The sequence below is a fragment of the Sphingopyxis sp. LARHCG72 genome (assembly GCF_052871675.1).
In genome coordinates, this window is record NZ_JBIXJU010000004.1 from 1 (window position 1) to 11495 (window position 11495).

The 11495-nt window shown below is 65.8% G+C and carries 11 protein-coding genes; 1 reads left to right on the forward strand and 10 read right to left on the reverse strand.

The window, feature by feature from the left end; all coding sequences use genetic code 11:
* The 9 genes from ACIPPQ_RS10125 to sucC form a co-directional block, all read right to left on the reverse strand.
* The coding region (locus ACIPPQ_RS10125; protein WP_446543983.1) for an acyl-CoA dehydrogenase family protein at positions 1–652 on the reverse strand (652 nt) is incomplete at its 3' end.
* A 19-nt stretch (positions 653–671) separates the two neighbouring features.
* Entirely contained in the window at positions 672–2003 is a 1332-nt protein-coding gene (locus ACIPPQ_RS10130) for a phosphotransferase (protein ID WP_446543984.1), read from the reverse strand.
* Positions 2004–2124: 121 nt separating this feature from the next.
* Complete coding sequence (locus ACIPPQ_RS10135) at positions 2125–3036, reverse strand: energy transducer TonB (protein ID WP_446543985.1); 912 nt, start codon at positions 3034–3036, stop codon at positions 2125–2127.
* 49 nt (positions 3037–3085) lie between these two features.
* On the reverse strand, positions 3086–4075 hold the full coding sequence (locus ACIPPQ_RS10140) for a cupin-like domain-containing protein (protein ID WP_446543986.1): 990 nt from the start codon (positions 4073–4075) through the stop codon (positions 3086–3088).
* A gap of 53 nt (positions 4076–4128) precedes the next feature.
* Positions 4129–5409 (reverse strand): serine hydrolase domain-containing protein, encoded by a 1281-nt coding sequence (locus tag ACIPPQ_RS10145; RefSeq protein WP_446543987.1) that lies wholly within the window; start codon positions 5407–5409, stop codon positions 4129–4131.
* A 95-nt stretch (positions 5410–5504) separates the two neighbouring features.
* Positions 5505–6845 (reverse strand): DUF389 domain-containing protein, encoded by a 1341-nt coding sequence (locus ACIPPQ_RS10150; protein ID WP_446543988.1) that lies wholly within the window; start codon positions 6843–6845, stop codon positions 5505–5507.
* A gap of 12 nt (positions 6846–6857) precedes the next feature.
* Positions 6858–7787, reverse strand: a complete 930-nt coding sequence (locus ACIPPQ_RS10155; RefSeq protein WP_446543989.1) for an electron transfer flavoprotein subunit alpha/FixB family protein — start codon at positions 7785–7787, stop codon at positions 6858–6860.
* Entirely contained in the window at positions 7784–8533 is a 750-nt protein-coding gene (locus tag ACIPPQ_RS10160; RefSeq protein WP_446543990.1) for an electron transfer flavoprotein subunit beta/FixA family protein, read from the reverse strand. The genes ACIPPQ_RS10155 and ACIPPQ_RS10160 overlap by 4 nt, the downstream gene beginning before the upstream one ends.
* A 113-nt stretch (positions 8534–8646) precedes the next feature.
* Positions 8647–9855, reverse strand: coding sequence for an ADP-forming succinate--CoA ligase subunit beta (sucC, locus tag ACIPPQ_RS10165; RefSeq protein ID WP_446543991.1), 1209 nt, complete (start codon positions 9853–9855; stop codon positions 8647–8649).
* Positions 9856–10060: 205 nt separating this feature from the next.
* Here sucC and ACIPPQ_RS10170 point away from each other — a divergent pair, with 205 nt between their 5' ends.
* Entirely contained in the window at positions 10061–11182 is a 1122-nt protein-coding gene (locus ACIPPQ_RS10170; RefSeq protein ID WP_446543992.1) for a M23 family metallopeptidase, read from the forward strand.
* A 1-nt stretch (position 11183) separates the two neighbouring features.
* Here ACIPPQ_RS10170 and ACIPPQ_RS10175 read toward each other — a convergent pair whose 3' ends face one another.
* A complete protein-coding gene (locus ACIPPQ_RS10175; RefSeq protein WP_327450795.1) occupies positions 11184–11495 on the reverse strand; it encodes a hypothetical protein in 312 nt (103 codons plus the stop codon).

Consider the following 11495-nt stretch of genomic DNA (forward strand, 5'->3'; position numbering starts at 1 on the left):
AGGTGATGCCCTTCGCGCTGCCGTCGTCGCCGCTGGTGCGGCAGAAGGTCGCGCAGTGCGTCGCGACATGCATCCCCGTCGTCCACATCTTCTCGCCGTTGATCAGCCAGCCGTCGACGCCGTCGCGCGTCTCCCTGACCGCGCGCGTCTCCATAAACGTCGCGTCCGATCCATGGTCGGGCTCGGTGAGCCCGAACGCCGTGCGGCGCTTGCCTTCGAACCCGCCGAGGATGAACTCCTGCTTCTGCTCGTCGCTCGTCGCGAACTGCTCGAACATTTCGACGAAGGGGAAGTTGCCGACGATGCTGTGCTCGTTCTGGAGATCGTTGTGGAGGCCGAGGCCCTTCGCCGCGAGATGCTCGCGGATCACCGCCATCCACAGGTTCGATCCGTCCTTGCCGCCGTACTTCTTCGGCGCCGAGAAGCGCCAGTGCCCCGCGGCATCGGCCTTGCGCGTTGCCGCCTTGAGCAGCTCTTCCCAGTCGTGGCGCGGCAGCCCCTGATTGTCCCAGTCGGTGCGCGCATGTTCGCGCCGGTGGTCGAAGAAGCGGATATTGTCGTCCGCCAGCTCGAGCGGTTTGATCTCGGCGTCGATAAACGCGTCGAGTTCGGCGAGGTACGCCTGCAAGTCGGCCGGAACCGCAAAATCCATGTCTCTCTCCCTTGTCCTGTTATCCGCGCCAGTCGGCGCGCGCCGCCGCGAGCGCGGCATATTTGGGGCTGTCGACCGCGCATTTGTCGAGCACGGCGCGCCGCAGCCGTGCGAGCAGCCCGGGCTCGGCGAGCGTCGTGGTGCCCGACAGCAAGGCATCGGCCAGCGCCGCATCCTCGGCGCGCACCCCGACATCGAGGTCGCGCAGCACGATGCCGAGCGCGTTCATCGCGACCACCGCCTCGAACTTGGCATGGCCTTGCGCCCCGGGCTTGATCGAGCCTTCGATCCAGTCGCGCACCGCCTGTACGATCTCGCGGTTCGTCGGCTCGCCTGCGGGTTCCGGTACGACCGGCTCCGACGGAGGCAAGGCGGCGGCCTGCTCGGCTTCGGGCGCCTCCGCTTCGAGCAGCCGCACGAGGTCGAGCTCCTGCTCGGCGGTGCGCCGCCCGATCACGACGCGCTCGACGGTTTTATCGGCGCCGCTGCGCCACATCTGCCCCATCTGCAGGCAGCCGAGCGCCCACCAGAGCGTCCGGTAGACCAGCCAGAAGCGGAAGCGCGCCGGGTCGACCCTCGCCCCGCCCGCCGCCTCATAGGCCGCGAAGTAATCGTCGAGGCTCCCGACCCCGAACGCCGGCTTGTCGAGCTGGCCGAAGCGCCACACACTCATGCAGCCGAACGCGAGGTCCTCATGCGCATCGCCGCGGTGCGCAAGCTCCCAGTCGAGCACCGCGGCCAGCCCTTCGCTATCCACCATCACATTGCCCATGCGGTAGTCGCCGTGCACGAGCACCGGCGGGGCCGCCTCGGGCAGATGATCCTCGCACCAGCGGATCGCCAGCGCGATCACCGGCCGGTCGCCGCCGTACGACAGGAAGCGCGAGCGAAGTTCGGCGAGCGCCGCGCCCGTATCCATCAGCGGGATCGCATCGGGCACGCGGTCCATCGGGATCGCATGAATGCGCGCGAGCTCGCGCCCCAGGTCGGCGAGCAGCGACGGCGGCGGATCGGCCAAGATCTTCGCCGGCGACACCTCGGCCATCACGCGGCGCATCACATAGCCCGTGCCCAGCCCGTCGCCATCCTCCAGCACGCCGACGACTTCGGGCGCCTTCACCCCCGCATCGAACGCCGCCCGCACCAGTGCCGCCTCGTCCACATGCCCGAACGGGCGGTCCGCCATATACGCCGCCGACGGCGCACGACGCAGCACATAAGCCTCCCCCGCCCACTCGAACGCAAAACTCTCCATGTTCGCACCGCCGGACAACCGCGACAGCCCCGACAACACGCCAACACCCGAAACACGCGTCATCAAAACACTCAGCAAATCTGAAAATGTCGTCATGCAGGGATCGTGCGGGCGATCCGGCGTGAGTGCAACCCGGCAAACGCGTCAGCGGGGCCCGCGATCAAGAAAGCGCCAAAAGCGCGGCAAGCTGTGACAAGACCGGTGGGCGGGCCGCCGCCTACATGTGGAACGTCACCGAGTTCAGCCAATAGGAGGCGATCGGGCTGCCCCACGCATCGAGCGCGGGTTCGAATTCGGCGTTGCGCATGATCGCCTTGCAGACCGCATCGTCGAACGCCTTCGGCCGTGTCGATTGCTGGATATGGCACGCCGTCGGTTTGCCCGCGGCATCAACGTTCAGCCGGAACTGGACGATGGCGCGCTTTCCCTGCATCCACATATCGGTCGGATAGTCGCGCGACGTGACCCAGTTGCCCGGGTTGCCCTTCGGCTTCACCTTGCGCGACAACGCGGCGTGTTTCGCGACATCGATGCCCCAATGGCCGAGCAATTCGTCGGTACATTTTTCGAGCGCCCCAAGCGGCGGACCGAGCGATCCGGTTTCGAGGAGGAAGGGGTGCCGGATCGCGCGCGACACCTCGACATAAGTGACGGCGGCTTCCTGCTCGGGCGTGATATCCGACCATTCGAAGTCGAAGCGCTTCGCCTTGATCGACGCTTCATAGGCGGCGATTTCTTCGGGTGAACGCGGCACGACTCGCACCCCGCCGCGTATGATCAAAGTCGGCGTCCTGTCGGAGAGCGTGCCGGGATAGAATTGCACCTCCTGCTCGGTTTCGGAGGGTCCGAAACGAAGCCGCACAACGCCCTCGTTCATACGCGTATAGGCCGGCTTGCCGATAAAGCTCAGCCGCAGTGCATCGCCGGGCTGGTACCGGTCAATCATCAGAACGACCTTCTGGTCGCCCTCGCCGAAGCTGCGCGCCATGCGGCAGCTGTCCTCAGCATAATGGACATTCCATTTGGAACTGGGCTTCAGCCGCAGCGGCTCTTTTGCCGTGCCCACGCCGGGCAGCGCCAGCGCCGCCAGCAAAACGAAGATCGCCCGATCGCGCCCTGTTCTCCCCATGCACGCCATCTTGCCGACCTGCGCCGCGAACGCAAGCCCCTGTATTCGCCTAGAGTTCGCCCCACGAGGCATAGTCCTCGACGTGCGTGTTGGGCCGGCGAAAGCTCGTGAAACTCATGCTCGCCGAGAGGTCGAGCGCTTCGACCTGATGCCACCAGCCGACAGGCAGGAAGATCGCCTCGCCGGGGCCGATGATCGTTTCGAGCACCGGCGGGCTACTCGCATCGCCGGGGCCGGCCGGCAGCGCTTCATTGCCCCAGTCGGAGAAACAATGGCGGCTGTTGCGCATCCGCGCGAACGCCCATGGCGGCGCCATCCGTACGCGCTTGCGGCCCATTACCTGCACGAGCAGGTTGTTGGTGAGATCGTGGTGCCAGGGCGTCAGCGTGCCGCGCGGCCCGAGCCAGAAAAAGCCGTCGCGCGGACGCGGATCGAGCAGTGCGATCGGCGCCATATCGTCCCACAGCGGCGCCAGTGCCTCGGCATTGGTACCGCTGTTATAGGCGGTAAGGTAGATGTCATTGCTCGGTGTATCCGCCCGAAGCCATTCGATCAGTTCGCCGAAACGCACGAGGCGGCGATGGTCGTCCTTCGCAAGTTCATAATCGGGATCGCGTTCGCGCTCGACCTGCGCCTCGACGACGGCATCGCCCCCCACGTTCGCGAAATGGTCGAGCGACCAGCGCGCCAGCGCGGGCCAGTGATCGATAAGGCCGGTGAGCTTCGCGGGCCGGTTCGCTTCATAATGATGGTGATAGAAAGCGTCGGCTTCGGGGTTGTCGAGCGTGTCGAGCGCAAAGCCCCCCTCGGCCTCGCGCGCCAACCGCTCCTGATTGGCGAGCAGCCAGCCCTGCTTCGCCATCCGCGCCGCCTGCCGCCGCAGCATCGCCGCCATCGGGTCTTTCGCCAGCCGGTCGACCTCATATTTCGCCGCCGCCGCCGAGACACCCGCCGCGACAAGGCGCGCGTGAAGCGCGCCATCGTCGTCGCCCGCCGCGAGGCCTTCGGCGAGCAGGATGCGTTTGTCGGGTTGGGCCATCGCAGATTCTCCTCGTTCCGCCCAAGGCTATGTCGATGACACTCCGATGACAATCAGTCGCCCGCCGGCCCTTTGTAATCGGCCCCATAGACCGCGCCGCGGAAATCGCGATGCAGCGTGCCGTCATAGGGGATCGTCTGGACGAAGAAGACCGCGGTCAGCCGGTTCGCCGGATCGACCCAGAACAGCGTCGACGCCATCCCGTCCCAGAAAAACTCACCTGTCGCGCCGCGATTTTCCTGGTGCGTCTGCGGCGGCGCCTTGCGTACCGCGAAATCGAAACCGAAGCCAACCGCGCCCTTGTCGGGAAGCCACGCGCGCTCCTTGATCGCGGGATCGAGCTGATCGGTCGCCATCAGATTCACGGTCGAGGGTTTGAGGATGCGCGCACCGTCGAGCTCGCCCTTGTTCAGTAGCATCCGCGCGAAACGCTGATAATCGTCGAGCGTCGAGGCGAGGCCGAAGCCGCCGGGGGTCAGCGCATGATCCTCGAAGTTGACCTTGCGGGCGGTCGCCGCGTCCTGCTGGGTGAGCTTGCCGTCCGTCTTCACATTCATCGCGGCGAAGCGCGGTAGCCGCGCATCGGGCTGGCGCCACGCGGTGTCGGTCATTTTCAGCGGTTCGAAAATATGGGTTTGGACATAGGCGGCGAAGGGCTGGCCCGAGAGCTTCTCGACCAGCGCCGCCTGCACGTCGACCGCAATGCTATATTCCCACTGCGTGCCCGGCTGAAACAGCAGGGGCACGCCCGCCAGGCGCTTGCTCGCCTCGGCGAGCGGGATCGTCAGTGCGAGCGGATCGGCGGCGACATAGGCGCGATGCGCTTCGGTCGGCCCCGGACCATAAGCGAAACCCGCCGTATGACGCAGAATGTCGCGCACCGTGATCGGCCGGTCGAGCGGGCGATAGAAGACGGCGCCGGCCCGATCGGTGCCGCCATAGACCTGCATATCCTTATATTCGGGGAGATATTTGGATAGCTGGTCGTCGAGGCGGAAATAACCCTTCTCCCACAGCTGCATCAACGCGACGCCGGTGACGGGCTTGGTCATTGAATAGATTTGCGCGATCGTGTCGCGGCGCATCGGGCGCTTCGCTTCGCGGTCGGCCATGCCGGCGGTTCCGAAATAGACCTCGCGCCCGTCCTGCCAGATTAGCGCCGACGTGCCCGCGGCGCGGCCGTCAGCGACCATCGCCTTCAGCGCCGCATCGATCCGCGCCTTGTCGATCTTGAGCGTCGGGGCTGGCGCGGTTTGCGCCTGTACCGGTTGTGCCGCCGCCGCTAAACCGATGCTCGCCAACATCATTGCCAGTACCAGTCGCTTGCCGCGCATATCCCTCTCCCCTGTCCCGGACATCCGCCGGGTTCGGCGCCATCACATGGGATCGCACGCGACAGGTCAACCCGAATAGGTCTGCGGGCGAAGGGCTATTCGGCTGCGGTCGTTTCTGCCGCAGGATTTTCTGCGACGGTGAGGCTGCCGTTCTGGACCAGCCATTGCGGATAGCCCGCCTGTACCGACGCCATGATGCGATCGATCGCCGCGGCGACCTCGACGCTCTCGGCCTCGCGGTCGCGCTGGACGACGACACGGCGTGCCTGCGCATCGATCAGCACCCGGTCACGCGGCAGCAACGCACCGACCGTCAGCCCGGCTAGGATCGCGCGGCTGTCCTCCTCGCGCTGCTCAAGCGCCGAGAGACGGCGATTGAGTTGCTCCTCGACCTGCACCGCGGCATTGGTTTGCTGCCGGAGCTGGACCATGCCGACGCGGACGTCGCGGTCGAGTTCGCTGCCGATTTTGGCGGCAAGCCGGTTGTCGAGCTGCGCCGCATAGCGATCGACCAGGACCACGCCGTCGATGGCAATCGCATCGCGTTCCATCCGTACATTCAGGCTGTCAACGCGGTCGCCTTCACCGAGCAGCGCGCGGAGTTCGGTCTGGACGACCGACCGCGCGCGCACTTCACCGGCAAGGCTGTTGAGGGTCAGCGCGAGCGGAATCGAAAGAATGCCGAGCGTCGCCACAATCCCGACCACCTGCATCGCGGTATGCTGCGGGGTCAGCGACGGGCCGAAATGATTGAGGCGGGCGACGATCGTCGCGGCAAAGGCGATGGCGAGCGTGTTGGTGAGGAACAGCAAGGCCGCCCCCATGGCAAAGTCGAACCGGCCGGTGACGAGGCCGAAGCCGACAGTCGACAGCGGGGGCACAAGCGCGGTCGCGATCGCGACGCCGACCATCACGCCCGACAGTTTGCGCATGATCGCATAGACGCCGGCAATGCCGCCGACGACCGCGACGCCGAGGTCGAGCAGGGTGGGCTGTGTTCGTGCGCGGAGTTCGGGGGTCACGTCCTTGATCGGCGACAGCCAGATGATAAGCATCGCGACGAGGATCGCGACCGCGGTGCCCGCGGCGAGAGTAACGAGCGAGCGGCGGATCAGATTGGTTTCGAGCGTCGCGAGCCCAAAGCCGATTCCCATGATCGGCCCCATCAGCGGCGACACGAGCATGGCGCCGATCACGACCGCGGTCGAGCTTTGCAGCAGGCCCAGCGTCGCGATCATCGCTGCAAGGATGATCAGCAGCAGGAATTTCTTGTCGAGCCGCGCGTCGCGCGCGACGCTCGCCAGAATCAGCGAGCGGTCGAGGGCGTCGTCGCCCTCGACCGCATCGTGATGATCCTCGTTCCACGCCGCGCGGCGACCGCCGGCATTGAACGGCGCGTCGCCCAGTCCGGGCACTCCGGGGTAGTTACCGGCCATTTCGCCTGCCGGTCAGATCTTGCCGGTCAGTTCGGGGACGGCATTGAAGAGATCGGCGACGAGGCCGAAGTCCGCGACCTGGAAGATCGGGGCGTCTTCGTCCTTGTTGATCGCGACGATCGTCTTCGAATCCTTCATCCCGGCGAGATGCTGGATCGCGCCCGAGATGCCGATCGCAAAATAGACCTGCGGCGCGACGATCTTGCCGGTCTGGCCGACCTGATAGTCGTTGGGGACATAGCCCGCATCGACCGCGGCGCGCGAAGCACCGAGCGCGGCGCCGAGCTTGTCGGCGAGCGGGACGATGACTTCCTCATATTTTTCGCTCGAACCCAGCGCACGGCCGCCCGACACGATGATCTTGGCCGAGGTCAGTTCGGGGCGCTCCGACTTGGCGATTTCGGCGCCGACAAAGCTCGAAATGCCGGCGTCGCCGCCAGCCGAGACGGCTTCGACCGTGCCCGAACCGCCCGAGGTGGCGGCCTTGTCGAAGGCGGTGCCACGGACGGTCAGGACCAGCTTCGCGTCCGACGATTCGACGGTCGCGATCGCGTTGCCGGCATAGATCGGGCGGGTGAAGGTCTTCGGACCCTCGACCGACAGGATTTCCGAAATCTGCATCACGTCGAGCAGCGCGGCGACGCGCGGCGCGATATTCTTGCCGGTGGTCGTCGCGGGCGCGACAAACGCGTCGTGGCTTGCCATGAGGTCGGCGACAAGCGGTGCGACATTTTCGGGCAAGTTATGACCGAAAGCGGCGTTGTCGGCGACGTGGACCTTTTGGACGCCGGCGATCTGCGCGGCTTCCTTGGCGACGCCATCGACGCCCGAACCGGCGACGAGGAGATGGACTTCACCGAGCTTCGAAGCGGCGGTCACCGCGGCGAGCGTGGCGTCCTTGACGGCGCTGCCGTCATGTTCGACCCAAACGAGCGTTTTCATGAATGCACTCCCAGCGCTTTGAGCTTGGCAACCAGTTCATCGACATCGGCGACCTTGACGCCGGCCGAGCGGACGGGCGGTTCCGAAACCTTGACCGTCTTGACGCGCGGCGCCGTGTCGACGCCGTAGTCGGCGGGCGACTTGGTATCGAGCGGCTTCGACTTTGCCTTCATGATGTTCGGCAGCGAGGCATAGCGCGGCTCGTTCAGGCGAAGGTCGGTGGTGACGATCGCGGGAAGCTTGAGCTTCACCGTTTCAAGGCCGCCGTCGACTTCGCGGGTGACGCTCACGCTGTCGCCCTCGACGTTGACCGCGCTGGCGAAGGTGCCCTGCGCCCAGCCCGTCAGCGCAGCAAGCATCTGGCCGGTCTGGTTGTTGTCGTCGTCGATCGCCTGCTTGCCGAGGATCACGAGACCCGGCTGTTCGGCGTCGGCGATCGCCTTGAAGATCTTCGCGAGCGCGAGCGGCTCGACGGCATCGTCGGTCTGCACGAGGATCGCGCGGTCGGCGCCCATGGCAAGCGCGGTGCGGAGCGTTTCCTGTGCCTTTGCCGGGCCGACGCTGACGGCGACGATCTCGGTCGCGACGCCCTTTTCCTTCAGGCGGATGGCCTCTTCGACGCCGATCTCGTCGAACGGGTTCATCGACATTTTGACATTGGCCAGGTCAACGCCCGTGCCGTCGGCCTTGACCCGCGGCTTGACGTTGTAATCGAGCACCCGCTTTACGGGGACGAGGATTTTCATAGCTTCAACAGCTCCTCTCGAAGAATTGTGCACTGCGCCATAATTGGCGTTTACGTAAACGTCAACCAGCAGTCCCTACTCCTCCCCCGCGGGTGCGAGGGAGGGTTGGATTATCACGCCGCCTTGTTCACCTCGGCGACAATCTTCTTGGCCGCATCGCCCAGATCGTTGGCCGCCACGATCGGCAGGCCCGAATTGGCGAGGATGTCCTTGCCCTGCTGGACGTTCGTGCCTTCGAGGCGGACGACGAGCGGGACCGACAGGTTCACTTCCTTCGCCGCGGCGACGATGCCGTCGGCGATGATGTCGCACTTCATGATGCCGCCGAAGATGTTGACGAGGATGCCCTTCACGGCAGGGTCCTTGAGGATGATCTTGAACGCCGCGGTCACCTTTTCCTTCGAAGCGCCGCCGCCGACGTCGAGGAAGTTGGCGGGGAATTCGCCGTTGAGCTTGATGATGTCCATCGTCGCCATCGCGAGACCGGCGCCATTCACCATGCAGCCGATGTTGCCGTCGAGCTTGATGTAGGCGAGGTCATATTCCGACGCTTCGACTTCGGCCGGGTCTTCCTCGGTCAGGTCGCGCAGCTCGGCAAGGTCCTTGTGACGGAACATCGCGTTGCTGTCGAACGCCACCTTGGCGTCGAGGACGAGCAGTTCGTCGCCGTTCGCGCCTTCGCACACGGCGAGCGGGTTGATTTCGATCTGTTCGGCGTCGGTGCCGAGGAACGCGTCATACAGCCCGGCGAGGGTCTTGGCGGCCTGCTTGGCGAGGTCGCCCGAGAGGCCGAGCGCCGCGGCGACGCTGCGGCCGTGGTGCGGCTGGAGCCCGGTGGCGGGGTCGACGACGATCGTGTGGATCTTTTCGGGCGTGTCGTGCGCGACGGTTTCGATGTCCATGCCCCCTTCGGTCGAGGCGACGACCGCGATGCGGCTCGTGGCGCGGTCGACGAGCAAAGCGAGGTAGAATTCCTGCTTAATGTCGGCGCCGTCGGTGATGTAGAGACGGTTGACCTGCTTGCCGGCTTCGCCGGTCTGGATCGTCACGAGAGTGTTGCCGAGCATGTCCTTGGCATGCGCCTCGACTTCCTCGATCGTCTTGGCGAGGCGGACGCCGCCCTTTGCGTCGGGGCCGAGTTCCTTGAACTTGCCCTTGCCGCGGCCGCCCGCGTGGATCTGCGACTTCACGACATAGAGCGGCCCGGGGAGCTGCTTCGCCGCCGCGACGGCTTCCTCGACGGTCATCGCGGCAATGCCCTTGGGGACAGCGACGCCAAATTTCGCGAGCAGTTCTTTCGCCTGATATTCGTGGATGTTCATGAGGTCTGCCGGGCCTTTCGACTCTGGAGCGGGGAGAAGTTTGGCGCCGCATAAGCACAAGTTCGCGCGCAAGGCTACCCCCGGGGGCCCCAGATATTCTTGTGCACGGCAAAGGCTGTCGGCGGGCCGGTCCGTCTTCGGGATGACGCCCCCGGCCCGAGCTGATAACCGGGGAGCGCGGGGGATCGGGATGAGGGAGCCGAAGATGCGGATAAAGCTTCTTGTTTTGGCGTTGCTGGCGCTCGCCGGCCCGGCCGCGACCGCCGCGCAAACCACCCAGGCGCTTGACATTACGGTCGCCGACACGCCGAAAATCGTTCGGATCGGCGCCGCGGACCAGCTCGTCTACGAACTGCACCTCACCAATTTTGCCAGCCTTCCGCTCCGCGTCGACGGGCTGGTCATCGAAGCGCGCGCACCGATCAAGACCTATGACGGCGATGAACTGGCCGCGGCGATCGCAATCGTCGGACCGAAGGGTGAAGCCGGGCCGCGGGTGATCGAACCGGGCCGCCGCGCGGTAATTTATGTCAACGCGCCCGTTCCGGCCACCTTTTCGCGCGGGGCGATCTCGCACCGGCTGACGCTCGGCAAAATCGGCGGCGACGGGGCCAGTTTCTCCATTTCCGGCGCGGCGACGACCCCCGAGTCGGCGCTCCCGCGCCTCGCCCCGCCGCTGCGCGGGGGGCCGTGGGTCGCAGTCTACGATCCCGGCATGGAGCGCGGACACCGCCGCGTCTTCTATGCCACCGAAGGATCCGCCACCCTGCCCGGCCGCTTTGCGATCGACTGGATGAAAGTCGACACGAGCGGAAAACTGTCGTCGGGCGATGCCGACATCCCGTCAAATCATCATGGCTTCGGTGCCGAGGTGCTCGCGGTCGCCGACGGTACGATCGTCGCGCTGCGCGATGACGTGCCCGACCCCGCCACAATATCGGGCAGGCCACGGCCCGGAATCGCCGACGCAAGCGGCAATTTCGCCATGCTCGACATCGGCGGCGGCCGTATCGCCATTTACGAACATCTGAAGCAGGGCGCGCCGGTCGCGGTCGGCGATCGCGTCAAGGCCGGACAAGTCGTCGGCTTCCTCGGCTTCACCGGGCAGGCGAGCGCCCCGCACCTGCATTTCCACCTCGCCGACCGCGCGTCGATTCTTGGCGCCGAAGGGCAGCCCTATGTCATCACGTCGCTCACGCGGCTGGGGCAATATGATGCGATTGCTTTTTTTTTTCGCGGCGAAACATGGCCGCCCACCGATCGATCCGAAGCGGTACGGAACAGCTTTCCGCCGCCGAACCTCGTCGTGCGCTTCCCCGGGGACTGACCTAGCGCAGCGCGCAGAGCGCCGCCGAGCTGGTCGAGACGGTCAGGATTTCGGGGTCCTTGAGCGCGCGGACCTTATGGAAAAACTGGTCGAGCGAGAGGTCGGTGACGCGCTTGTCCTTGAGGCTACCGAGCGCCGACAGGCGGCGGAGCTGAAGCAGTGAGAGCCGGTCGACCATGCGTTCGGCCATGCACGCCGACATCGCCTTCGACAGGCCGGCATTGTTGAGTCCGGTGCGCAGCCGCGTCTCGGGCGTCGCGCATCCGGCGAGCGCGAGCGACAACGCAAGCAGCGGCAGGGCAGCAAGCTTCAT

Bases quoted from the DNA above. Each gene is read 5' to 3' on its own strand.
- ACIPPQ_RS10130 (WP_446543984.1), bottom strand. From the start codon at position 2,003: ATGACGACATTTTCAGATTTGCTGAGTGTTTTGATGACGCGTGTTTCG.
- ACIPPQ_RS10135 (WP_446543985.1), bottom strand. From the start codon at position 3,036: ATGGGGAGAACAGGGCGCGATCGGGCGATCTTCGTTTTGCTGGCGGCG.
- ACIPPQ_RS10140 (WP_446543986.1), bottom strand. From the start codon at position 4,075: ATGGCCCAACCCGACAAACGCATCCTGCTCGCCGAAGGCCTCGCGGCG.
- ACIPPQ_RS10145 (WP_446543987.1), bottom strand. From the start codon at position 5,409: ATGCGCGGCAAGCGACTGGTACTGGCAATGATGTTGGCGAGCATCGGT.
- ACIPPQ_RS10150 (WP_446543988.1), bottom strand. From the start codon at position 6,845: ATGGCCGGTAACTACCCCGGAGTGCCCGGACTGGGCGACGCGCCGTTC.
- ACIPPQ_RS10155 (WP_446543989.1), bottom strand. From the start codon at position 7,787: ATGAAAACGCTCGTTTGGGTCGAACATGACGGCAGCGCCGTCAAGGAC.
- ACIPPQ_RS10160 (WP_446543990.1), bottom strand. From the start codon at position 8,533: ATGAAAATCCTCGTCCCCGTAAAGCGGGTGCTCGATTACAACGTCAAG.
- sucC (WP_446543991.1), bottom strand. From the start codon at position 9,855: ATGAACATCCACGAATATCAGGCGAAAGAACTGCTCGCGAAATTTGGC.
- ACIPPQ_RS10170 (WP_446543992.1), top strand. From the start codon at position 10,061: ATGCGGATAAAGCTTCTTGTTTTGGCGTTGCTGGCGCTCGCCGGCCCG.
- ACIPPQ_RS10175 (WP_327450795.1), bottom strand. From the start codon at position 11,495: ATGAAGCTTGCTGCCCTGCCGCTGCTTGCGTTGTCGCTCGCGCTCGCC.